The organism is Chryseobacterium ginsengisoli (assembly GCF_039542325.1).
Taxonomy (GTDB): Bacteria; Bacteroidota; Bacteroidia; order Flavobacteriales; family Weeksellaceae; genus Chryseobacterium; species Chryseobacterium ginsengisoli.
Genome location: NZ_BAABHX010000007.1, coordinates 53296 through 78488, shown reverse-complemented (window position 1 = coordinate 78488; position 25193 = coordinate 53296). Strand labels below are relative to the sequence as shown.

The 25193-nt window shown below is 34.6% G+C and carries 20 protein-coding genes and 1 riboswitch; of the genes, 5 read left to right on the top strand and 15 right to left on the bottom strand.

Annotation, left to right across the window (positions count from 1 at the left end; all coding sequences use genetic code 11):
* Positions 1–24: 24 nt before the first annotated feature.
* The 3 genes from ABD940_RS18320 to ABD940_RS18310 all read right to left on the bottom strand — a co-directional run bounded on the left by ABD940_RS18320 (position 25) and on the right by ABD940_RS18310 (position 7199).
* Entirely contained in the window at positions 25–1326 is a 1302-nt protein-coding gene (locus tag ABD940_RS18320) for an APC family permease (RefSeq protein ID WP_345207176.1), read from the bottom strand.
* A 4-nt stretch (positions 1327–1330) separates the two neighbouring features.
* Complete coding sequence (locus ABD940_RS18315) at positions 1331–3760, bottom strand: TonB-dependent receptor plug domain-containing protein (RefSeq protein WP_345207174.1); 2430 nt, start codon at positions 3758–3760, stop codon at positions 1331–1333.
* A 106-nt stretch (positions 3761–3866) separates the two neighbouring features.
* A riboswitch (SAM riboswitch) is annotated at positions 3867–3970 on the bottom strand.
* Positions 3971–4355: 385 nt separating this feature from the next.
* Positions 4356–7199 (bottom strand): alpha-amylase family glycosyl hydrolase, encoded by a 2844-nt coding sequence (locus tag ABD940_RS18310; RefSeq protein WP_345207172.1) that lies wholly within the window; start codon positions 7197–7199, stop codon positions 4356–4358.
* Between the two features lie 249 nt (positions 7200–7448).
* On the opposite strand from ABD940_RS18310, the gene ABD940_RS18305 reads away from it, so the two are divergent.
* Together ABD940_RS18305 and ABD940_RS18300 are read left to right on the top strand one after the other, a co-directional pair.
* A complete protein-coding gene (locus tag ABD940_RS18305) occupies positions 7449–8456 on the top strand; it encodes an alpha/beta fold hydrolase (protein ID WP_345207170.1) in 1008 nt (335 codons plus the stop codon).
* Between the two features lie 135 nt (positions 8457–8591).
* Positions 8592–9023: an organic hydroperoxide resistance protein gene (locus ABD940_RS18300; protein ID WP_345207168.1), complete on the top strand. Its 432-nt coding sequence runs from the start codon at positions 8592–8594 to the stop codon at positions 9021–9023.
* 148 nt (positions 9024–9171) lie between these two features.
* On the opposite strand, the gene ABD940_RS18295 is transcribed toward ABD940_RS18300, so the two are convergent.
* Both ABD940_RS18295 and ABD940_RS18290 read right to left on the bottom strand, forming a co-directional pair.
* On the bottom strand, positions 9172–11232 hold the full coding sequence (locus tag ABD940_RS18295) for a T9SS type A sorting domain-containing protein (protein ID WP_345207166.1): 2061 nt from the start codon (positions 11230–11232) through the stop codon (positions 9172–9174).
* Between the two features lie 112 nt (positions 11233–11344).
* Complete coding sequence (locus tag ABD940_RS18290; RefSeq protein ID WP_345207164.1) at positions 11345–12382, bottom strand: T9SS type A sorting domain-containing protein; 1038 nt, start codon at positions 12380–12382, stop codon at positions 11345–11347.
* A 145-nt stretch (positions 12383–12527) separates the two neighbouring features.
* Between ABD940_RS18290 and ABD940_RS18285 the strand changes: the two genes are divergently transcribed.
* On the top strand, positions 12528–13397 hold the full coding sequence (locus ABD940_RS18285) for a helix-turn-helix transcriptional regulator (protein WP_345207162.1): 870 nt from the start codon (positions 12528–12530) through the stop codon (positions 13395–13397).
* A 98-nt stretch (positions 13398–13495) separates the two neighbouring features.
* Here the strand turns inward: ABD940_RS18285 and ABD940_RS18280 are convergent, their stop codons facing one another.
* Positions 13496–13783 carry a hypothetical protein gene (locus ABD940_RS18280; RefSeq protein ID WP_345207160.1) on the bottom strand — a complete coding sequence of 96 codons (288 nt, stop codon included), beginning with the start codon at positions 13781–13783 and terminating at the stop codon, positions 13496–13498.
* 170 nt (positions 13784–13953) lie between these two features.
* A complete protein-coding gene (locus ABD940_RS18275; protein WP_345207158.1) occupies positions 13954–15561 on the bottom strand; it encodes a fumarate hydratase in 1608 nt (535 codons plus the stop codon).
* Positions 15562–15895: 334 nt separating this feature from the next.
* On the opposite strand from ABD940_RS18275, the gene fumC reads away from it, so the two are divergent.
* Positions 15896–17290 carry a class II fumarate hydratase gene (fumC, locus tag ABD940_RS18270; RefSeq protein WP_345207156.1) on the top strand — a complete coding sequence of 465 codons (1395 nt, stop codon included), beginning with the start codon at positions 15896–15898 and terminating at the stop codon, positions 17288–17290.
* Positions 17291–17390: 100 nt separating this feature from the next.
* Here fumC and ABD940_RS18265 read toward each other — a convergent pair whose 3' ends face one another.
* From ABD940_RS18265 to ABD940_RS18250, 4 genes are read right to left on the bottom strand one after another with little or no spacing between them, the layout of a single operon-like run.
* A complete protein-coding gene (locus ABD940_RS18265; RefSeq protein ID WP_345207155.1) occupies positions 17391–18425 on the bottom strand; it encodes a S41 family peptidase in 1035 nt (344 codons plus the stop codon).
* A 54-nt stretch (positions 18426–18479) separates the two neighbouring features.
* Positions 18480–19517, bottom strand: coding sequence for an outer membrane beta-barrel protein (locus ABD940_RS18260; protein ID WP_345207153.1), 1038 nt, complete (start codon positions 19515–19517; stop codon positions 18480–18482).
* Between the two features lie 27 nt (positions 19518–19544).
* The gene (locus tag ABD940_RS18255; RefSeq protein ID WP_345207151.1) at positions 19545–20159 is read right to left on the bottom strand and encodes a hypothetical protein; all 615 of its coding nucleotides are present in this window, start codon (positions 20157–20159) and stop codon (positions 19545–19547) included.
* A complete protein-coding gene (locus ABD940_RS18250; RefSeq protein WP_345207149.1) occupies positions 20146–20706 on the bottom strand; it encodes an RNA polymerase sigma factor in 561 nt (186 codons plus the stop codon). The genes ABD940_RS18255 and ABD940_RS18250 overlap by 14 nt, the downstream gene beginning before the upstream one ends.
* A 189-nt stretch (positions 20707–20895) precedes the next feature.
* On the opposite strand from ABD940_RS18250, the gene ABD940_RS18245 reads away from it, so the two are divergent.
* Positions 20896–21087: a bacteriocin-like protein gene (locus ABD940_RS18245; RefSeq protein WP_345207147.1), complete on the top strand. Its 192-nt coding sequence runs from the start codon at positions 20896–20898 to the stop codon at positions 21085–21087.
* Between the two features lie 91 nt (positions 21088–21178).
* Here the strand turns inward: ABD940_RS18245 and ABD940_RS18240 are convergent, their stop codons facing one another.
* From ABD940_RS18240 to ABD940_RS18225, 4 genes are all read right to left on the bottom strand, one after another.
* Positions 21179–21997: a T9SS-dependent choice-of-anchor J family protein gene (locus ABD940_RS18240; protein ID WP_345207145.1), complete on the bottom strand. Its 819-nt coding sequence runs from the start codon at positions 21995–21997 to the stop codon at positions 21179–21181.
* A gap of 149 nt (positions 21998–22146) precedes the next feature.
* A complete protein-coding gene (locus ABD940_RS18235) occupies positions 22147–23367 on the bottom strand; it encodes an aminotransferase class V-fold PLP-dependent enzyme (protein ID WP_345207143.1) in 1221 nt (406 codons plus the stop codon).
* A 159-nt stretch (positions 23368–23526) separates the two neighbouring features.
* A complete protein-coding gene (locus ABD940_RS18230) occupies positions 23527–24174 on the bottom strand; it encodes a 50S ribosomal protein L25/general stress protein Ctc (protein WP_345207141.1) in 648 nt (215 codons plus the stop codon).
* A gap of 55 nt (positions 24175–24229) precedes the next feature.
* The gene (locus tag ABD940_RS18225) at positions 24230–25168 is read right to left on the bottom strand and encodes a ribose-phosphate pyrophosphokinase (RefSeq protein ID WP_345207139.1); all 939 of its coding nucleotides are present in this window, start codon (positions 25166–25168) and stop codon (positions 24230–24232) included.
* Between the last annotated feature and the right edge of the window lie 25 nt (positions 25169–25193).

The window sequence follows — 25193 nt, the reverse complement described above, 5'->3', positions numbered from 1 at the left end:
TTAATAATTCAAAAAAATCAAGAATCAAGCTTTAGACTTCGTAATTTTTCGATCAATTAAATAAAGAACAATTCCCAGCGCTACAATTCCCAATCCGATAATGCTTTCCTTCGGATTATGAATAAATGTGAAATACAAAATATACACACTAAACAACAAAAAGACAGTTGGAAAAATGTAAAATAAATTGGATTTAAATATTTTCCGGTCACTTTTTGTAATAAAGAAAGCCGTAGAAATTGCCAGACTCGCAAACAATTGAAGAATAAAAGCCGTGTAAACAAAGATTTCTTTAAAACTTCCAGTTAAAATAATCAACGTTGCAATTACGGCATGAGCAAAAATAGCACGAACTGGAATTCCTTTCTGATTGGTTATTGACAAACTTTTCCACAATTTGTTTTCCTTAGCAAAAGCCTGTGTCAATCGCGAACCAACCCACAAATATCCACTGATTGTCGCCACTAATTGTAAAGCAATAAAAATATTCACCACTTTTCCGAAAGTATGACCGAGCATATTATTTGCTGCTTCTCCCATCACATCTTCTTTTCCTGCTAATTGATTGACTGGAGCATGTTTCAGCATAATATAATTCACCATAAGATAGCAAACCGTCACGAAAACTGTTCCGATAATCAGGGATTTTGGAAGATTTTTTTGTACATCTTTAATTTCTCCCGCAATGTAAGACGCAGAATTCCATCCTGTGTATGAATACGTTACGAATACTAATGACGTAGCAAAAGCGGGAAGCATAATTTCGTTCTTCCAGGAATCATCCAGTTTCAAACTATTTCCAATAGATTCAGATTCTGAAAGTCCGACTCCGAGAATAATTAAAACAATAATGAAGGCAATTTTAATAAAAGTAAAAAAATTATGAAATCGACTCGAAGCTTTTAAACTAAATGATAAAAATATTGCGACTAAAAAAATCACTCCAATCGCAAAACTATTTCCAAAAGAAACATTGAATGCGGAAAGATATTTCGACATGGCTAAAGCCGCCAAAGCAACTGGTGATGAAAATCCGATGATCAAAGAAATCCAACTCACCAAATATCCCAAAACCGGATGATATGTTTCTTTCAGATAAATAAAATCGCCTCCGTTTCCTTTGAAATGTGAACCCAATTCAGCATAACAAAAAGCTCCGAATAAAGCCAAAATTCCTCCAATGCTCCAAAGGAGGAATATGCTGTAGGTATTCGTAATGTCAGCAAGCTGGAAACCCAACGTTGTGAAGATCCCTGTTCCGATCATATTCGAAACGACAATAGCAACGGCAGTTTTCCAGCCAATCTGATGTGAGGTAGAATTCATTTAATTAAAATGTAAAATTAAGCCTTCCGAAGAAATAATTCCCCAAAGTTCCCATCTGAACAGGAGCATATTTGAAAACACCATAATACGAATTTTCATAAATCTGAAGATCAGGAAAGACATCAAAAACATTATTTGCCCCAATTGTAAGATTGATATTTTTTGTAAAATCATAACCAACGCTCACGTCTGTTACTACTTTTGGAGCAAATTCCTGAACGCCACCGAAAGGATAACCGTCTCTTATCACTTTTCCGAAATATGTGTTTCTTACTAAGAAATTAAACTTCCCAATTCCATAATTTAAACCTAAAGTTGCTTTTGTTTTTGGAGATAAGCTTTCGATAATATTAATTTGATCCGGTCCGAAAAATTCGTTCTGCGGAGTCTGAAGGTTTGCTGGAAAATGAAAATCTGTGATTTTTGTTTCTGTATAATTTCCGGCAAGATTAATATTTAAATTTCCGCCACCTAATCTCCAATCATAAGCAACCACTAAATCTACACCCTTTGTTTCCGTATCAACAGCATTGGCGAAAAACCGTCCACTTTCTACACCATAAACCGCCAATCGATCGTCGGTAATATTACTTGTAATCACAATTCTGTCTTTAACTTTAATTAAATATCCATCCAATGTAATCGAAAGTTTATTTAAAGGTTTTAAGGTAAATCCAACGCTTGCATTAACAGAAGTTTCCTGTTTCAGCTTATCAAAACCAAGAGCCTTTGCCGCTTCGCTGTCATTGTTAAAAATTCCTTTTGTAACGATTGAATTTCCCGTGGTGGAAATATCTGCATATGAATTATTGAAATATTGCTGTTGTAAAGAAGGCGCTCTGAAACCCGTTCCTACAGCAGCACGAATGGCGTAGTTTTTTATAAATTCATATCTCACCGCCAATTTTCCGTTCAGAGTACTTCCAAAATCTGAATAATTTTCAAATCTTCCGGCTAAGTCTACATCTAATTTTTTATCTAAATCATAAGAAACATCTCCGTAAATCGCTGTCGAATGTCTCGATTTTGACAAAGCATTTGTCGGTGAAAAACCAATAAAAGACTGTGATCCTCCTGCTCCAACAATATCAGCAGAAGGTGTAGAAGCTGTCACAACATTTCCGTAAATATCATATCTTGAATAAGAAGCTTCTTCTCCAGATTTGATTTCATATTGTTCAAATCTGAATTCTCCGCCAAAAGCAATATTGAAGTTCTTAATATTTTTAGAAACATCAAGATTGATTGTATTTTGAAGGAAATTATGCGCTCCTGCATCAAAACTTGTTGGAGATTTTGCTCCCAATGAAGCATTAACCGTGTTACTTACATCATAATCGAATGTATTGCTTCCGAAAGTATTGCTCAGATCCAAAAACCAGTCATTTTTATTATATTTTGCTCCGATCGCATAAGAAAAATCATATACTTTAGAACCTAAAGTCGGCTGAAAACCGTTTGGATAAATAGAATACACATTATTAGAAGTTTCACTTGGAAGTCTTCTGAAACCATAACCTTGTCCTTCTTTTATGCTGAAACCTCCGAAAGAATATAATTTGAATTGATCATTAACCGGATATTCTGAATTAAAAAACAACTGCGCCTGTTTGATTTGTGCATCCCCAATCTGGAAATTAAAATCATCACGACTCAAACCTCTCTGTTGAATAATTGCATCATCCGAAGCTCTTGCCGTAGCAGGATCACTTGCAAAATCATACGCAAAATTGTCTCCGAAAATATCCAGATTATGATTTTGCGTTCTCGTTGTTTTTCCTCTGTAATTTAGTTGTAAAGACAAATTGATGTAGCTGTCTTTTTTACCCAGAGAAGTTCCATAGTTTGCTCCGGCTTGATAAGTTTCACCATCGTTTCTTCCTGAAATTCCATAATTAAGACTTGCTGAACCGCCAATATTTTTTTTAAGAATAATGTTGATAACTCCTGCAATTGCATCAGAGCCATATTGTGCTGCAGCTCCGTCTCTCAGAACTTCAATTCGATCAATAGCAATTACGGGAATTGTACTCAGATCTGTTCCGACCGAGCCATTTCCAACTGTATTTTGATAATTAACTAAAGATGTCGTGTGTCTTCTTTTTCCATTCACTAAAACCAAAACCTGATCCGGTCCCATTCCTCTCAAAGTCACGGGATCGATGTGTTCCGTACCATCCGAAGCCGATTGACGAACCGAATTGAACGATGGAATCACATAATTCAACAAATCCTGAACAGTAGTTTGCGGAGAAGATTTCTGTATTTTTTCTATATTGATAACATCTACCGGAACCGGAGTTTCGAGTTTTGTTCTTTTAGCATTTCGATTTCCAACAATAACAACATCTTCAATCTTACTTTCTTTTTCCTGTTCCTGAGCTGATAAAATTCCAACTGCCAAAAGCAGCACACTTACGCTGAGTTTCTTCATTTTCCTTCAGTGTTTTTTATTTTTAAACTAATTAATATTTGTTTGCGAAAAATCACAAATCACGAAAAGACCTTCAAGAAAATGGAATAATACAGAATATTGACTTCACTTATCTTCCCCCAAAACGGGTTGGAATTAGCACCTTTACATAAGAAATGTCGGTTGCTAAGGTTTCACAGGGCCAATTCCCTCCACCTTTCTTGATAATCTACTGCAAAGGTAGACTAATAATTTTAAATGACAAAAACCTATCGATTTTTCATCTTTAAGAACATTTTTAAGCTTGTGAATAAAATGTGGATAAGATATTAATTACCTCTTAGCAACATATGAATTACATATTAGCAAGCCTAAATCTCCGTTGATAAAATATTCTCGAATCGTGGATAAAATGTGGACAATCTATTAATAAGCTATTAGCAACAAATGGAAAACCCTAAATTTTGATGTGGAAAACCTTGTGAATAACGTATTGAAAAGCCGTTAGTAGCTCATGGATAAACATAATTTTAAATACTGATAAAGTGCGAATAAACAAAAAAAGAGATCATTTTCATGACCTCTTTTATTATTAAGATTGAGACTTATCCACAGCTTATTTCACAATCATTTTTTGAATAGCCACTCCTGTATCTGATTTCAAATGAACCAAATACGAACCTGAAGGATAATTTGTTTTCAATTCATAGGTTCCGTTTTCATTAGTAAGCTTAAACGAATCCATCTTTTTTCCACTCATATCATAAATGAAAATCTCTCCGTTCTTAGCTTTGTGGTAAATTAATTTTGCAGAGCCATTTTTCACAGGGTTATCCCCAATCTGAAGAGATAGCGTGTTTTCAGAATTCACATTCATTGTGGATAATGTCGTTGAAGCATAATTTCCAAAAATTCTAAATTCTCCCGGCTGAAGTAAAATCGGAGCCGTAGTGGAAGTAACTGTGGAAATAGAATTATCCATTAAATTCTGCCATTGTCCAATATAAGGAAAGTAAGGAACCACATTTTGAGCTGCAGTAGTATAATTTGCAAGAACTACAACATTTTTCACTCCAGTTGTAATCGTATTATCGTAAACAAAAATCCTCGTAATCAATCCAGTCGGATCATTTGTCAGGTTATTAGATTCTACAGTATACGTTTTTGATTTGAAAACCGGATTTGTATTTCTAATATTAATGATTTTAGCCCAAGTATCATAAACTGCTTTTCTGTTTGCGTTTGTATCATATCCCAATGTGAAAGCAATTGGCTTTTCATCTGTTCTACAACCGTTATTGATCGATCCATCTGCACATCTGTTGATACTGAATTCGTACCCCAATTCTCCAAACTGCCAAATCATTTTCGGACCGGGAATTGTAAAGAATGTTGCTCCAAAAGCTTTCATTCTATCTAAAGATGTATTTAAGTTTTTAACATCATAAGCACCATTCACAGCACCATAAGCAAGGTTTTTAAACATCAGTCTTTCTTCGTCATGACTTTCTCCGTAGCCAACTCCAGACATATTTGTAAAACCATGAAGCGTATGATTCATTCTGTCAAAATTGCTGTTTTCCTTATAACCCATTGTATTTTGATTGTAAGGCCCATTCTGATTATTCCACAACATTACTCCTTTTCCTTCCGCAATTCTGTAGTTTGCCCATTGCTGTTCTTCTGCATCCGTTCCCAAATGTTCAAAAATCATGTAAGAATTAGGATCAAGTGCCCATTGTCTGTCAGCATAATATTTCAAAATATCCACTCTGTCCTGCTGATAAGCATTTGTACAAGCTTCATCTGTTTCAGAACAGCTTTGTGTGAATCCTTTTGTTAAATCCCAACGGAATCCATCAACATGATATTCCAACAGCCATTGTTGAAGACATCTTTCAACGTAATATTTAGTTGAAGCACTTGTGTGGTTAAAATCATTGAAAACATTATAAGAATGTTTAGGAACTGTATTAAAATAAGGATTGTTTGCGGCAACATCTCCGTAACCATCTCCATCAGGATCTACATTCCAAAGTCTTACCAACGGAGAACGCCCTGTAGCGTGATTGAAAGCAATATCTAAAATCACAGCAATTCCGTTTTGATGACATAGATCAATAAATTCTTTGAATTTTTCAGGCGTTCCATACGCTTTATCTAAAGCATAATGAAAAGAAGTATTATACCCCCACGAAAGATTTCCTTCAAACTCCATGACAGGAAGAAGCTCAATTGCGTTGATATTTAAGTTTTTTAAATACGTTATTTTATTAATTAATGACTGCCAGTTTTTCTCCTGTGTAAAATCTCTTAATAACAATTCATAAACAACAAGATTTTCTTTTGCCGGACGCTGGAAATTGGTCGTTTGCCAATTGTAAGGAGTTTGTCCTGTTTTAAACATTGAAACTTCAAATCCCTGTCCAGCCGGAAATGCAGGTAAATTCGGATAAGTTGTCGATGAAATATACTGATCATCATAAGAAGACAAAATCTGCGGAGAATAAGGATCTGCAACTTTTCTCAAATCATTCGTTCTATATTGGAAAGTATATAATTGCTGAGGCGTTAAACCACTTAATTCAATCCAATATAAATCCGGATTTCCAGTATCTCTTTTCATTAAATAAGCATCATTTACGATCCAGTTATTAAAACTTCCGATCACATGAACGAAATTTTTAGTCGGAGCATATAAAGCCAAGCCAACTTTTGTATTATCAGTCGGATGATAATTGATCCCTTGTCTGATCCAACTTGGAATTGCTTCCGAAACCACATTCCTCGGAACCTGCAAAATAAACGTAGAATTTTTAGAATTTGAATTTGCATCAGTTGCAATTAATTCCATGCTTGCATCTCCTGTTACTGTGTAATTGTAAGAATAAGACGTTGAAGCTGTAGAAGTAGAATTCACAACAGTTCCGTTTGCTTTCAACTGAAACGTTGCATTAACGCTTGTTGTTGCCGTAATGTTAATTGAATTTCCCGTAGGAACCGACGTCAAGCTGTTTGCCGCAGGGTTTGTTAAGTTTAAATTTAAGACTCCGACATTGACAAAAATATCAGGTGAAGTTTGATGAGATCCAGTTTTATCTTTTAACAAAAATCCAAATCGCCCAATTCCGGTTCTCCCGTAAAAAGTGGTTGGCGTAAATGTCAGAGAATAAGTATCCGTCGTGGAATTATAATTTAATCTATTCAACTCATTAGAACTATTCCAACTCCCATTGGTAGGACAATCCTGACTGTTCTGATAATTTGTATCCAAAGACCATGTCCAGATATAAATGGCATTGTTTACAACTCCCCAAGCAGTTTCATCTATTTGATTTCCCGGGACGGTTAAAGTAATATTATCCGTTTCATTGAACGGATTCGGAGTAATAGTATAGCTTATCTGCCCAAATACGCAGGCAACGACAAACAATAAAAATCCGGAATAAAACTTTTTCATAAAATTCGTTTTTTTAAAGTTAATTTAATACTAATGTAATTTATTTTTTGTCAATTATTCATTTTTCTTTGAAAAAATAAGCGTTTTAACATCTTGAAATACTATGCATTGACTAATAAATTTCATTATACATACCAAACCATCATTTGTCTAATTCAAGGCTGAGTTTGTCCGTTTCAGATAATTTTCAATGGTTTTGCAAATGAAAGCTTTCTACTTTTGAGCCATCAATTCAAAAACTCAATCATTATGTATCAAAACTCATTACATCAAAAGATTTATTTCATTAAAAAATATTGGATCGCAGCGTTTCTTCTTTTAATTTTTAATATTGGACTAAATGCTCAGCAAACGAAAAGCTCATTAGGAATTTTAAAACAAATCAATGCAGGTGTTCTGAATGTTGGTTATACAGAAGCTGGCCCATCCAACGGAACTCCTGTAATTTTACTTCACGGCTGGCCTTACGATATTCACAGTTATGAGGATGTAGTTCCTATGTTGACAGCAAAAGGATATCGGGTGATCACTCCATATTTGAGAGGTTTTGGAACAACGAGATTTCTTTCTGATGAAACGATGAGAAACGGACAACAAACCGCAGTAGCAACAGATATCATTGCATTAATGGACGCTTTAAAAATTGAAAAAGCTATAATTGGCGGATTCGATTGGGGCGCAAGAACCGCAGATGCGATAGCCGTACTTTATCCTGAAAGAGTAAAAGGCTTGGTTTCAGTAAGCGGATATTTAATTACTAATCTTGAAGCAAATAAAAAACCGCTGTCTCCGAATGCAGAATTAGGTTGGTGGTATCAATATTATTTTTCAACAGAGCGCGGCGAAAAGGGATATAGAGAAAATACATATGAATTCAATAAGCTTATCTGGAAAACAGCTTCACCATTGTGGAATTTTAGTAAAGAAACATATGATCAGACTGCAGAATCTTTTAACAATCCTGATCACACAGCTATCGTAATTCATAATTACCGTTGGAGATTGTCTTTAGCAAAAGGAGAAGCAAAGTATGATGAATTGGAGAATAAACTTTCAGCCAGACCTAAAATTAATGTTCCCACCATCACAATAAGTAGTGATTTTGACGGAGCTGCAATTAATGGAAAAGCTTACGAAAATCAATTTACAGGAAAATATTCACATAAAATTTTAAAAGGAATAGGGCATAATGTTCCACAGGAAGATCCCCAATCTTTTGCCAATGCAATTATTGAAGTTGATGGTTATACAAAATAATTTCACTTTTGGGAATGTCTGTTTTAAATCTCAAATTGTCTGTTTCACTTATTTTTATGATTTTATTCAATTTAAAACCCAACTAATTTTGACCTATAATTTTAAGCCAATTAATAACATCTAAATTTTTTAATAATGGAAAATAATCAAAACTTAAACTTAGAAAAAGTATTATACACAGGAAAAACTCACACAACAGGCGGTCGCGATGGATTTTCTAAAAGTTCCGACGAAAATCTTAACATAAAACTTTCAACACCGGGCGGAAATGAAGCAGGAACAAATCCTGAACAGCTTTTCGCAGCAGGTTGGTCGGCTTGTTTTATCGGAGCTTTAGGATTGGCAGCGAGAAAAAGAAAAATCAGACTTTCTCCTGAAACCGCAGTAGATGCAGAAGTAGATCTTTGCCTGAATGATGATGCCTACTTTTTACAAGCCCGTCTGAACATAAGTCTTCCGGGAATTGATACCGAAACAGCTAAATTATTAACTGAAGAAGCCCATCAAACCTGTCCTTATTCCAAAGCGACGAGAGGAAATATTAATGTTGAAATCAATATTATTTAAGCTTTTTGGTATTATGCTTTTTGTATAAAACAGAATCCGGCGCGGGACTTTGTCCCGCGCCGGATTTCCTTGTAATTTAAATGAACTATTATCTAAAAACAAAAGGCTCTTGCAAGCCTTTTGTCTATCAATCAAATATGCGTGGAAATTAATTTTTAACCACTTTCTTAGAAAAAGTCTGCCCGTTCTTTAGTTTTAATTCTACAATGTACACTCCATTTGTAAGACCTTGCATATTAATTTGGTTACCCGAAAACTGAACATTTATTTTTTGTCCAACGATATTGGTAACATTTACAGTTTCAATGGACGAATCTGTTTCAATATTTAAAATTCCGTTCGTTGGATTTGGATAAATTCCGATTGGTTTAATGGTAAGATTAACATCAGAAGTAGCTAATCCTGTAAAATCTTTCATACATCTTACAGCCTCTCCCTGTCCTCTTGGTCCCCCTGAAGTTGGAGTTACAATAGTTGATCCTACATATAAATATTTTCCTCCCGAACTCGCCGTTTCCGAACTCCAATAATAACCTCTCGTTCCAGCAAAAGTAAATGCTCCTGAAGTATTACTTCTGTATCCCGCTGCCGGTAATTTCAATTTACTTGCATAAGCTGCTGCAGGACCATTGATATTTTCTGCGCCTACCAATGTTACCCATTCTGCTGAAGTCGGAAGTCTCCAACCTTGCCCGATCGCTTTACATGGATCTGCTCCGTTTGCTGATGTAACAGATGTTGAAGATGACGCATTCCAAGCATCACTTGTTGCGTTAGTCGCCCACCACGAAGCCGTACTGGAACCGATAATGAATGAATTTGTTCCCGCTAATCCATCAGGTGAATTTGTAGAAGGAGTTGTTGTTGTCGCAGATGTTCTCAACTGATGTCCATCGTCCCATCTTCCCCACTGGAAAAGATCTCCGTAAGAATTGGCATCATCCAGAGAGGTCGCAACCTGAGAACTTCCTAAGTTCTGTTGAAGCCAAACTTTTCCATCCATTCCTCTTACCGTTGTATAACTAACTATTTGTCCTCTGTATGTAAATTTCACACAACCCAAATCTCCCGGATTGGTTCCAGGATCTGTATTATTACAGTCCGGAGTTAAAGAAATTCTTTTCACTTTTGTTCCGCCTTGTGAATACGCTAGAACAAGATAATTATTTACTTTATCGAAAGCCAGATCATTATAAGTTGCCTGTCCGTCAGAAACAAAACTTCCTCCAAATGTTCCCCATGTTTGGCTTGCCGTATCTAATTTATAAGCTGTATTTCTTAAATAATCATCATTTTCCCAACGACTTGCTACTATATAAGGTGTCCCTGTAGAAGTTACAGCAAGTGCAACGTGTTGTATTCTTCCGCTGGAGAAATTAGCATTTCCTACTTGCACCCAGTTTGCACCGTCGAATTTTTTTACATTTAATTTTTGACCATTTGCAGAGTTTGAAACATAAGCTACATACAGATTATTATTTCCATCAATTGCAATATCAGAATTATACTGCTCACTGGAAGAAGCTACATCTACAATATTTCCTCCAACCAATGTCCAATTATCAGAAGTTGTTGCTGTAGTTGTATTTTCATATACTCTTACTCCGCTTGATACATTACAGGTATATACTTTATTATTTGTTCCGATCACCATTTCGGCAAAAGCTGCTCCACTGGAAAATCCTGTATTTCCAACCTGTTCCCAAGTTCCGTTCACATAACGCTGAACTGTTCCTGAATTATGTGTTGAATATGTAAACAAAACATTTGAAGGAGAAACTGCGGAAGCCTGATAATTAACGGTAGAAGTTGTCGGACTTGATAATTGTGTCCATGAAGTCCCATTAAACTGGCGAACTTCCAATCCCGTTCCCTGATTTGTATAATAAACATTTCCGTCCGGTGCTAATGACAAAGAATTATAAGTAGCAAAGCTAGTTGTAATTCCGGGACTGCCCCCGACATATGACCATGAAGTTCCGTTAAACATTTGAACAGAACCTTTAGAAACTGCAAGATCATAATAAGAAATATAATATTTTCCTGTAGAATTTATAGTCAGGTTATTAAAACTAGTCCCTCCTGTAGAAATCGGTTGCACCCCTCCTACATCTTCCCATTGCTGCGCATATGAATAACTCGCTGCCATTGTAAGTAAACCTAAGCCTACTCCAATTTTTTGTAATGTATAATATAAATTTTTAAACATAGGTAATGTTATTTTTATTTATTCTAAATTATATTAATTTGGCGCGAAATTACCCCTAATCAACAAAAGACAATTATCATTTTCAAACATTCGATTATCATAGGCTGAATATTTAATTTTTAATAACTTTCTGCGATAGACTTTTCCCGTTTTTTAATTGTATTTCAACAATATAGATTCCGTTTGGAAATTCCTGCAAATTGATTTGATTGTTTGAGAATTCAACTTTTATTTTTTGTCCGACAACGTTAAAAACATTTACATTCTCAACCAATGTGTCTATTTTAATATTTAAAATACCATTAGTTGGATTCGGATAGATACCAACATTTACTTTCTTAATATCGGATGCTCCCAATATTATTGAAGCATCTTTAATGCATCTCACCGACATTCCGGCATCTCTTCCAGCACTATTTGTAAGCGTAGAAAACTGACTGATATACAAATGCTGCCCTGAACCTGTATATGGTGAAGCCGAAGAAGACCACAAATACAATCTTGTTCCCGGAGAAAAAATTCCCGAATAATCTTTCATTCCCGCAGGAACTAATTTCAGATTACTCGCAAGTGCTGAATTATATTCTGAAATATTTTCTGCTGTCATGGCATTATCAATTTCATCTACAGTGGGAAGTCGCCAACTTAAGCCGATAGCCTTACAAGGATCTGCTCCATTATTTACTGTTGCTGAAGACGGATTTTCAGCTGTCCATTTATCAGAAGATACGCCCGCTGACCACCAATTTGATGATGAATTATATCCTGCGGAATAAAAAGAAACATCTCCCATATTCAAACCTGAAGGATTATTGGGAGAAGGAGGAACAGCTTTCAGTACTGAATTTCTATCCTGATGTCCGTCATCCCATCTTCCCCATTGAAAAAGATCACCGTAAGCATCAGAATCTGTAAGTGAAGAAGCTATTTTTGCACTTCCCAAATTCTGCTGAAGCCATATTTTTCCATCCGCTCCTCTTACCGTTTTGTATGTAACCGATTGCGCTTTATAATTAAAAGTTACACATCCTACATCTCCGGGAATATTTCCAGGATCATTGCATGTCTGTGATTTAAAATTATTTGTAAAAGTAAAAAATGAAATCGCTAACGATACTTTACAGATAACAGAAGATAATTTGTTAATCATAAAAATTTTATTTTTAATTATTCTAAATTTAATTTAATTTTGCAAAATTAGCTGCTGCAAAAAATTCAAAATAATCATTAACGAACTTTTTGTTATCTATATTCAGCTTTATTCAATTTGTACCATGTCTGTAAAAATCGCTCGTATGAAGAATCAATCTCATAAAGGATTATTGTTCAGATCCGAAAACATTAAAATTTTAATGCAAGAAGACCTATATCCTGAAAAATTTTCAAAATCTAATATGATTGAGAGCAAATCGAGCTTCAATTTACTTTTTCTGTTGAGTCCTAACATTAATCTCGCAGCTGAAGATTGCGGAACAAAGTTTCTGTTTAAGAAAAATCAATACATTCTTCATTACTCTCCCGAAGAAAGTATGGCAGAATTGTGGACGGAAAACCAGGAACTATTGAAATACTTTCAGATTCAGATTAATTATAATTACATTTCAAACCTCATCAATCCTGATTCTAACAAAGAAAGCGCTGATATTCTGGAAAGTATGATACGAAATAATTATATTTTCCTTCACAAGCAAACTCCACCCGATATGACCGTTGAAATGCATATGATTTTAAGGGAAATTGTAAATTATTCAAAAAAGGGGGTAATGCAGAAACTATTTGTTGAAGCTAAAATTATTAAACTTTTAATATTAATTTTTGAACAGTTCAATGAAAAAAATACGGTCGAAGAAACTCCGAAAACCCCTTCAATGATTAAAAAGTTTGTAGATGAAAATTATCATAAAAATATTAAAGTTGAAGAAATCGGGAAATTAATCGGGATTAATCAAAATAAGATTCGAAAAGAATTCAAAGCTCAATATCACATGACCGTCAGTGACTACATTGCTGAACTTAGAATGCTGAAAGCTAAAAAGTTAATCATTAATAAAGAAATCATGATTAAAGAAATTGCTATCGAATGCGGTTATGAATATGTGCAGAATTTTACGAGAGCCTTTAAGAAGAAATTCGGTGTATCTCCTGAAAAACTGAGAACTGAATAAACAAAAAACCACTTAAAAAATTAAGTGGTTTAATATATGTTGTTTTGCTTTGATATTGCTTCCTCAGAATTCAGGTGAGAAAACAATGACAATATCAATTAATGATGATGTCCGTGACTGTCATGTAAGAAAGGACCATTCCCTTTTGGGTTGCTGTAGATTACTTCTACACCTTCCTGCTCGTTTACCTGCTTACTTCTGATATCTTCAGGATCGAAAGGTTTAATTTTTCCGAAATACTCTTTCAAACCTTCTGTCAACCACATTGGAATTACCAATCCGAAGAACATGAAGATACACCAGAATCCCACCAAGAACATTGTTACGAAGAAAATTGTCCAAAGGAACTGGTAAAACGGCCAAAATGCTGATAAAATCGTTATCATTTCTTAAAGATTTTAGGCAAAAATAGGACTTTTTATTTTTGTACACAAAAGTATGTGTCCTATTTTTATTATTTATTTTGATTTTAAACTAAATAGAGAGGTTAGATATTAGATGTTAGAAGTTAGACTTACAATTATTCTGCTAAAATTTTAATCCAATATCATCAATATTAATGAGCAAGATTAGCAAAGAAATCATTTCCTTTATCATCCGTAATGATGAATGCAGGAAAATCTTTCACCTCGATTTTTCTTACCGCTTCCATTCCTAATTCTGGGAAATCTACAACTTCAACAGACAAAATATTATCTTTTGCTAAAATTGCAGCCGGACCTCCAATCGAACCGATATAGAAACCTCCGTACTTATGACAAGCGTTAGTAACATCTGCAGTTCTGTTACCTTTTGCCAACATCACCATACTTCCGCCGTGACTTTGGAATTCATCTACATAAACATCCATCCTTCCCGCAGTTGTAGGTCCGAAACTTCCTGAAGCCATTCCTTCCGGAGTTTTTGCAGGTCCTGCGTAATAAATCGGGTGGTTTTTGAAATATTCAGGCATTGGCTGTCCTGCATCCAATAATTCTTTGATTTTTGCGTGAGCAATATCTCTTGCAACGATCAATGTTCCATTTAATTTTAATCTGGTTTTGATTGGATATTTTGAAAGTTCAGCCAGAATTTCAGGCATCGGTTTATTCAAATCAATCTCAACTGCTTCTTCCAAATGTGGCGGTGTTGCCGGTAAAAATCTTTTAGGATCTTCTTCCAATTGCTCTAAGAAAATACCGTCTTTGGTAATTTTTCCTTTAATATTTCTGTCTGCCGAACAAGAAACTCCCATTCCGACAGGACAAGAAGCGGCGTGACGAGGCAATCTGATTACTCTCACGTCGTGTGTTAAATATTTTCCGCCAAACTGAGCCCCGATTGAACTTTCCTGGCAAATTTTCTGAACTTTTGCTTCCCATTCCAAATCTCTGAACGCTTGTCCAGCTTCGTTTCCTTCAGTCGGAAGATTGTCGTAATACTTTGCAGATGCTTTTTTCACCGCAGCTAAATTGGCTTCCGCAGAAGTTCCACCAATAACCAAAGCTAAGTGATAAGGCGGACAAGCCGCTGTTCCCAAATCTGAAATTCTCTCCTTTACAAAAGCTTCTAGAGATTTTTCGTTTAATAAAGATTTTGTCTTTTGATATAAGAAAGTTTTGTTGGCTGAACCTCCTCCTTTTGTTAAAAATAAAAACTCGTAGTAATCTCCTTTTTTAGCATAAATATCAATCTGCGCAGGAAGATTTGACCCTGAATTTTTTTCATCAAACATTGTTAAAGGCACAACCTGAGAATATCTCAAGTTTCTCTTTTGATAGGTATTGTAGATTCCTTTGCTTAAATATTCACCGTCTTCAACGCCTGTGTAAACATTCTCGCCTTTTTTACCCATAACAATCGCCGTTCCTGTATCCTGACAAGAAGGTAAAGCTCCTTCCGCAGCAACTGCAGCATTTTGCAACAAGTTATAAGCAACAAATCTGTCATTATCAGTCGCTTCAGGATCGTCGATAATTCTTTTAAGACTTTCTAAGTGAGACGAACGAAGCATGAAAGAAACATCCGCCATTGCTTCTTCTGCAAGAAGTTCAAGACCTTTTGGATCAATCGTTAAAATTTCTCTTTCTCCATGTTTTTCAACTTTCACATAATCTGATGTAAGCTTCTTGTAAACCGTATCATCTTTCTGAATCGGATACGGATCCTGATATCTAAATTCCATTTACTTTCAATTTTTCGGTGCAAAAATACGGCTTACACAAAAAAACATGAGCAAAATCAGTGATTTAGGTTGATATTTATAATGATTATAAATTGCAGGGGTTTTCATTTCTCATTAACTTTATACGAACATATTTTTAACCACAAAAGACACAAAAGTTTTTAACACTTTAGTATTTTAAGTTTAATAAATACTGCTTTAGAAGAACACGTTAGTTTTTGAAAATCTATGATTTTCATTTTGTGAACTTTAAAAGTTTTTATTGTTAAAGTTTAAACTCAATCTTTTGTTCCTTTTGTGGTTAAATTAAAACTAAATAAAAATTTCAATCACAATGAATTACAGAATAGAAAAAGACACTATGGGTGAAGTGCAGGTTCCTGCAGATAAATTTTGGGGTGCACAAACGGAGCGTTCTAGAAACAATTTTAAAATTGGTCCGGAAGGATCTATGCCTCATGAAATTATTGAAGCTTTTGCTTATTTAAAGAAAGCTGCAGCTTTTACCAATACAGATCTGGGAGTTCTTTCGGCTGAAAAAAGAGATATGATCGCAAAAGTTTGCGAAGAAATTCTTGAAGGAAAACTGAATGATCAATTTCCTTTGGTAATCTGGCAAACCGGTTCAGGAACACAGTCTAATATGAATGTGAATGAAGTGATTTCCAACAAAGCACATGTCAACAACGGTGGAAATTTAGGTGACAAATCTGAAATTCATGCGAATGATGATGTGAATAAATCACAGTCGTCCAACGATACTTATCCGACAGCAATGCACATCGCGGCTTACAAAAAGGTTGTTGAAACAACAATTCCTGCGGTTGAAAAATTGAGAGATACATTAAAAGAGAAATCAGAAGCTTTTAAAGATATTGTTAAGATCGGAAGAACGCATTTGATGGATGCAACACCTTTAACCTTAGGTCAGGAATTTTCAGGATATGTTGCTCAGTTGAATTATGGAATTAAAGCATTAAACAACACTTTACCTCATCTTTCTGAGCTTGCTTTGGGCGGAACTGCGGTTGGAACCGGTTTAAATACACCTCAAGGTTACGATGTAAAAGTGGCGGAATATATTGCAAAATTTACCAATCTTCCTTTTGTAACGGCTGAAAATAAATTTGAAGCTTTGGCTGCTCACGACGCCATCGTAGAATCTCATGGAGCTTTAAAACAATTGGCGGTTTCTTTATATAAAATTGCTCAGGACATCAGATTAATGGCTTCCGGACCTCGTTCCGGAATCGGGGAAATTCACATTCCGGAAAATGAGCCAGGTTCTTCAATTATGCCGGGAAAAGTAAATCCTACACAAAATGAAGCGATGACAATGGTTTGCGCTCAGGTTTTAGGAAATGATACAACAATTTCTTTTGCGGGAACTCAAGGAAATTATGAATTGAATGTTTTTAAACCTGTCATGGCTTACAATTTCCTACAATCGGCTCAATTAATTGCAGATGCATGTATTTCATTTAATGATCATTGTGCAGTTGGAATTGAACCTAATATTGAAAGAATTAAAGAACTGGTTGACAAATCTCTGATGTTAGTAACCGCTTTGAATACTCACATCGGTTACGAAAATGCAGCAAAAATTGCAAAAACCGCTCACAAAAATGGAACAACTTTGAAGGAAGAAGCCATTAATCTTGGATTTGTAACTTCTGAACAGTTCGACGAATGGGTAAAACCTGAAGATATGGTAGGAAGCCTGAAATAAGAAAATTAGATTTAAAAGTTAAATATTGTACGAAAAACGCCGGAAATTTTTTTTTCGGCGTTTTTATCAATTTATCTATGAATGTAATGTGTGCTTAAAACTATTTTTGAAAGAATTTTATAGATTCCTGAATATTTTTATCTAAAAGGAAATCATCAAAATTATCTCCTTTGGCAACTGCAATATCCGGAACAATTCTTTCGTAATAAACTCCGTTTCGATCGCTGTCATAAGAAGTCGTTAATGCCATCTCAAAACCAAAAGGTAATTTTGCCTGGATATTTCCTGTGGTATAGCCTAAAGTAGCTTCTCCGATAAGAACAGTATTTGGTCTTCCTTTAAATGCCAATGCCGTTATTTCTCCTGAGCTTGCCGTAAGTAAACCTGTAATCACCGCAACTTTTGCATTGTCTAATAATTCTCCTTTAGGATTTATATAAGATAATTTTTTAGAGTTATACATATATGTTCCATTTGAAAGCTTTATTTTATATGCCGGTTTTTTGTCAACATCAAGTGAGCCCCAAACTTCATTACTTCCAAGAAAATCATATAACGACAAAAGCATTGGCTCCGAATTTCCACCTGTATTAAAACGCAAATCGATAATCCAGCCTTCGAGTTTATTTTTACTCTTAATGTCTGCAATTTGATCATATAAAGGTTGCGCTACTCTATGAATATTGTCTGCACTCATATCTGAAAAAGATATTTTTGGCATTAAAATATATCCGTATTTTCCATCAATTACTTTGACTTCAAAGCCCGGTTTTGTATCAAACTTCTTTTTCCACTGCTCGCTGAAACTTTCTTTTGGCGGAATCTTTGTTGTTACAGAATATCTGTTTTGATCTTTATATACAGTACAATGCGTTGCTCCTATTTTTTCAAACAATACTTTTATCTCGTTTAAAGAATTTTTAAAATTGCTGTAATTTTTCAGATTTTCTTTGGTTTCAGATTCAACTGACTTCCATTCAACAGATTTTCTATGTAAATATGCTTTTTTCAGATTGGAAAACAACTGATCATAAAATACATTGATGCTGTCCTGTGAAGTCTTTGCTTTTTGTGCATTGAAATGAACTGACAAACCCAAAATAAAAAACAGAGCTAATACATTTTTAAAGATCATTTATATAATATTAAGTTATTCATGGTAAGTTTCAGATAAAAATATTCAATGATTTTACCACCAAAGTGCTACACCAAAAACCAATGCTTTATCATTTTCAAACTTGTTATCCTTAAAGAAATTTCCGAAATCTTTTTTTACGAAAATACTGAAATCATCATAAGAAACGGTAAACTGAGCTCCATAAATAAATGGACTCACCTGATAATTCTCTCTTCCTCTGTCACTGATTCCGTCTCCTTTTATGATATTATTGGTAGCCATTTTTACCCCTCCGTAAACATTCGCTCCTACTTTGAATCCTTTTTGGTAATCTCTGTACTGAATATCCATTCCGGCATTTTTCAATTTAGAAAAATTATACTGTAAACCTAGAGGAACCATGATATATCCCGTTCTAAGCTTACTTTTGCTTAAATTTTTGTCAAAGTTTGCAAGAAAAACATCGGCATTTATATCTTTCATGAAAAACATATTATTATCAATATTCAAAGTTCTCCATGAGAAACCAATTCCGGAAATTAATCCCCACGGACTTGTTCTGCCAAACTGATAATTGAATTTTAATCCAAATTCAAAATTTCCTGCGTAACCTAAATTTTTATCTAAAATATTATCTGCCTTATCATTGGTAAGGTTCATGATTCCGTATGAAATGTAACCGGAAAAATTCTTTACAGGTCTGAATTTCTTTAATAATTTTGCTTTCAATTCTTCATTAGATGTCACATCCGAATTAAGAAGAGAATATCTTACCTGCTTTTGGATCACGTTATCAAGATCGAAACCCAATTCTTCAATTCTTTGGTCTATTTTTTCAGAAAAACGATCGGCAATGACTGATTTTTGCTTGTCAAATTCTACCTTATCGAGATTTTTTGCCTGAAGAATAAGCAATTCTGCCTCCATCAATTTTTTCTCTTCCTGAATAATGGCATCGATTTTTTTGGCGTATTCGTCCACTTTTTCTTTTACAATCGGACTCACTTCTGTGTCTTCTTTTGGCTGAAGATTTACTATTGGCTTTCTTTGTGCGTAAATTGATGTAGAAACGAGACATACGAATCCCATCATGATAAATTTCTTGATCATATTATTAAGTTTTAGTTATTAAAAAGATTATTTTCCGTTCAGATCGATTGTCGCAACATTGGTTACTCCTTTCGTTTTTTCGATCACATCTTTATGTTCAACTGAGAAAAGTAAAGTTGACGGATCTACATATTTTTTCTTTCTCGCCGGTATTTTTGCAGAATCGGACTGAGCAATGACTTTTTCCGGTTCGATTTTAGAAATATTTGATATAATTTCGGGAGCATTTTCTTTCGTTAAAGGCAATGGTTTTTCCTGTACTGCAACTTTCGAATTGGAAGTTTGAGCTTTATTGTCATGAGAAATATTTTGTATCGCAACAGATTCTTTTTGATCTTGCTCTATAACTTCGGGAGATTTTATCTCTGCAGGTTTATTTTCCTGAATTTCCGGATTCTTATTCTCAACAGCAATTTTAGATTTCAGGTCTGGTTTATTTTCTTTATTAAAAAACAGAACAGCACCTAAACTGAATGTTAAAATAAGACAAGCTGCCACCAAAAACCAATTAACTTTCGTTTTAGAAGAACTTATCGGAGTTTGGGCTTGAATTTCAGTCCATAAATCTCGTGAAGGAGCTATTTCTCTTTCCTCGATCTGTTTTTTGATCTGATATTCTATATTATTTTTAGTAGTGTTCATTTTTCAATGCTTTTTGTTGTTGAAAGTAAATTTTTCTCATCTTTTCTTTCGCTCTGAATAATTGCGTTTTGCTCACAGCCGTTGAAATCTGCAGTGCATCCGCAATTTCCTGATGCGAATAATCTTCAAAAACATACAGGTTAAAAACCATTCTGTAAGCGTCCGGAAGCTGATCCAGAAGTTCCTGCGCATTAAAATCAAAAACGACATCTTCTTCATGAATTTCCTCCAGATAAGATTGATTAATATCATCCAGATAAAAAACTGTTTTATGACTTTTAATAAAGTTCAGGCATTCATTCACCACGATTCTTCTTGCCCAGCCTTCAAAACTTCCCTCGCTGCGAAAACTTTCAATATTTTTAAAAATTTTGCAAAATGCTTTAATGAGACAATCTTCCGCCTGATACAGATCGCTGATGTAACTTCTGCTTACACTCAGAAATTTCTTTACATTCTGATCATAAAAAACTTTCTGTGCAGCCGGATCCTGTTTTTTCAGGCGGCTTAACAAATCATCTTTTTTATTTCCGAACAAAAGCTTCATAATTATTTGTTTCTACTAGTAAGACAGTGAAAAACTGAAAAGGTTACACATTAAAAAATTTTTTTTGTTTTTTTTGATTATAAAATTCAAAATTAACATTAATAAAGAATTTCTCATCATAATATCAGATTGAGTTATATTTTTTCTTACATTAGTGAATAATTACAAATCACTATAAAACAAAACATTATGAAAAATCTAAAGAAAATTCAAAGAGAAAATTTAAAACAGATTTTAGGCGGTCATACTTGTCCCGCGAATACCTATCACATTACTTACAACGGTTATCATGCCTGTTGTCTGCAAATTCCAACCGGAAATCCATGTACATCAACAAAATGTCTGGTTCCTATGGAAATGTGCGAATCCGATCTTAACTAAAAGACACATAAGTTTAAACAAAAACGGTCAGAAAGTATTTTTCCGACCGTTTTATTTTAATTTAAGTTTTAAATTTCCGAAATTATAATTTTTATTGTTTTATGATTTTTTTAGTGACCTTTCCTTTTTCATTTTCAATTAAGATCATGTAATTTCCTTTCGGAAGATCTGATAAATTATAAGAATCTGATTTTCTGGTGAAAGTTTTTACCAATCTTCCGGACATATCAGTCACTGAAATTTTTGAGTCAGATCTAAGATCAGATTTAATATAAAGATTATCTTTTACAGGATTGGGATATATTTCGAACTTATCCTGAAGTGAAATATCAGAAGTTGCCAAAGCAGTGCCTGCAACAATCGAAACATCATCAACCACTACTCCAAACGAATAATCTCCTACATCATCATAAACAAATCTAAGCCTGAAATTAGCATTTACATATGGTGTCAAATCTATATTTGTGGCATTTGCATACGTCACAAGAACATAGGTAAGAGTACTAAAATCAATAGTCCAATCTCCTGCCTCTCCGGAAAAAGTGAACACCTGAACCCAGGAAGTTCCATTAAATGCTTCAACTTTAAGAGTCGTATTAAGATTATAAATCATATTAGCATATTTAAATGATAATTTAGGATTTGTAACCCCTGTAAGATTGATTATTGGTGAAACTAATCTCGCATTGGAATTAACTCCGCTTGGTCCCGCATCGTCATCATCAAAAAAAGCTGCCCCATTCGGAAATGAAGCAAAACCACTTTGAGCTCCCACTCCCCAGTTAAAAGTAGTATTGGGATTATCAGTTGTCCATCCGGCAGGTATTGTTCCTGCATTGAAATTCTCCGAAAATATTTGTGCATCACTAAAGGAGCAAACAAACAAAAAAAGTAATAATAATTTTTTCATGATAATATTTTATTAATGGTGGTGTAAAATTAGTGATTAATAATCCATAAATCTTTATTATACCGAATAATTAATTTTTAACACAATTTCAAAACAAAAAAGGCTTCTAAAAATTTAGAAGCCTTTTATTGTATTAATTAAAATTTATTTTAGCTTAGCATCTTTTGCGCCTTTTTAACACCTTCTACCAATACATCAATCTCACTGAAAGTATTGTAAACTGCAAAACTTGCTCTTACCGTTCCTGCAATATTAAAGAAATCCATAATTGGCTGTGTACAGTGATGCCCTGTTCTTACTGCAATTCCTAATTTATCGAGAATCATCCCGACATCAGAAGCAATTCCGACACCTTCTAGGTTAAAAGAAACAACTCCGGTTCTGTTGGCTTTTTCACCATAGATTTTTATTCCTTCAAGCTCTAAAAGTTGTCTCTGAGCATATTCCAGCAAAGCATTTTCATGATTCTGAATATTTTCCTGCCCAACTTTCTGAATAAAATCTACCGCAGCTCCTAAAGCAATATTTCCACCAACATTTGGTGTTCCTGCCTCATATTTAAAAGGAAGTCCTGCATAAGTTGTTGCGTCAAAAGAACATACCGCAATCATCTCTCCTCCTCCATGAAATGGCGGCAAATCTTCAAGTACAGCCTGTTTTCCGTATAAAATTCCAGTTCCCATCGGAGCATACATTTTATGTCCTGAGAAAACAAAGAAATCACAGTCCATTTTCTGAACATCAATTGTAAAATGTGGTGCAGACTGAGCTCCGTCTATTACAATATATGCATCTGTATTTTTTCTGGTTTTTGCAATGATTTCTTCGATAGGATTTACAATTCCCAAAGCATTTGAAACCTGATTTACAGAAACAACTTTCGTTTTTTCACTTAAAAATTCATCGAATTTATCCAACTGAAGAATTCCGTTTTCATCAATTGGAATAACTCTTAATTTTGCCCCGGTTCTTTCACAAAGCATTTGCCACGGAACAATATTCGAATGATGCTCCAGATAAGAGATAATGATCTCATCGTCTTTTTTTAATTTTTGAGTTAAAATATAAGCGATAAGATTTAATCCTTCTGTTGTTCCTTTTGTAAAAATTACTTCAAAATCATGTTCAGCATTAATGAATTTCTGGATTTTTCTTCTTGAAAGCTCCATTTCTTCCGTAGCCAACTGACTTAATGTATGAATTCCTCTATGTACGTTTGCGTTAAGCTCTGTGTAATATTGATTCCAAACCCCCAAAACGGAATTTGGCTTTTGAGATGTCGCTGCATTATCTAAATAAACCAAAGGTTTACCGTTAACCTGCCTGTCTAATATAGAAAACTGACTTCTGATTTCCTGAATGTCAAACATTTATTAAATTTTTAAATTAAAGCGCTCTTATTTAGAACTCTTCAAATTTACGGCTTTTTTCCGAAATGATATTGAATGAAATCGATTATAGATGCAATCTAAAAAAAACAAAAACCTGTCAAAAAATTGACAGGTTCTATATTGTTTAAATAAGTATCCTTATTCTGCTGCAGTTGTTTCTTCTGCTGCCGGAGCTGCTCCTTCTTCAGTTGCAACTTCTTCTTCATCCTCATCATCTTCAACTACTGCTCCTCCTTTCATTGCATTTCTAGACATCTTAACAGCTACTACAACTGCGTTGTCTGGGTGTACAAAAGAATATCCTTCAGTCTTAAGACCTCCAACATAAAGTTTGTTACCAATTCTTAACGGAGTAACATCTACAACTACCTCATCAGGTAAGTTTGCAGGAATAGCTTTTACTTTCAATTTTCTGAAAGACTGACGTAAAACACCACCAGCTACAACACCTTTAGAACGACCAGTGATTCTTACAGGAACTTCCATAACTACTGGCTTATCGTCAGATAATTGGTAGAAGTCTGCGTGAAGAATTTTGTCTGTAATTGGGTGGAACTGAATATCTTGAAGAACAGCAGGAATTACCTGTCCGTCGATTTCAATAGATACCGTGTGTGCTTCAGGAGTATATACCAAACCTTTGAACGCTTTCTCTTCTGCAGAAAAGTTCAATGGCTCACCACCTCCGTAAACAACACAAGGAACTAATTCAGCATCACGTAAAGCTTTTGTAGACTTTTTGCCCACGCTTTCTCTTTTTGTACCTTGAATTGTAATAGATTTCATTTATAAAAATTTAAAAAATTGTTTTAATTTTAATTTGCAAACAACTAAAAATCAATTAAATAACAAATTTACTGCTAATTGACTGATGCTCATGAACCATCTTCATAACGTCCGCAAATAATGGGGCGCAAGATAGCACTTTTATTTTAGTTGACAAATTATTTTTTACAGGAATTGAGTCAGTTACAATAACTTCCAATAATTTTGAGTTCTCAATATTATCATAAGCCTTTCCTGAAAGAACTCCGTGCGTCGCCATTGCTCTTACAGATTTTGCTCCTTTTTCCATCAAGATATCTGCAGCTTTACAAAGCGTTCCCGCAGTATCAATCATGTCATCGATAAGAATAACATTTTTTCCTACTACATCTCCGATAAGGAACATCTCTTCTACAACGTTGGCTTTTTTTCTTTCCTTATAAGCAATAACTACATCTGCACCAAGGTGACCTGCGTAGTTTTTAGCTCTTTTCGCACCTCCCATATCCGGAGAAGCAATCGTAAGGTTTTCTAAGTTTAGATCTCTTATGTAATCCACAAAAATTGTAGAAGCATACAAGTGATCCACAGGAATTTCAAAGAATCCCTGGATTTGATCCGCATGGAGATCCATTGTCATGATTCTTGTTGCTCCTGCTGCAGTTAAAAGATTTGCAACCAATTTGGCACCGATTGGCGCTCTTGGCTTATCTTTTCTGTCTTGTCTTGCAAGTCCGAAGTAAGGAAGCACAACGGTGATGCTCTTTGCAGAAGCTCTTTTCGCAGCATCAATCATTAGAAGAAGCTCTAATAGATTATCTGCCGGAGGGAATGTAGATCCAATTAAGAAAACCCTTCCTCCTCTTACGGATTCGTCCAAAACAGGCTCAAATTCCCCATCACTGAACGTCTGAAAGTTGATTTTTCCCAATTCTCTCCCATAGTGTTGGGCAATTTTTTCTGCTAGCTCCTTACTAGTTCTTGTCGAAAATAGATAACTTTGTTGCTCGGCCATTTTTACTTTTTAAAGATTTTGCAAA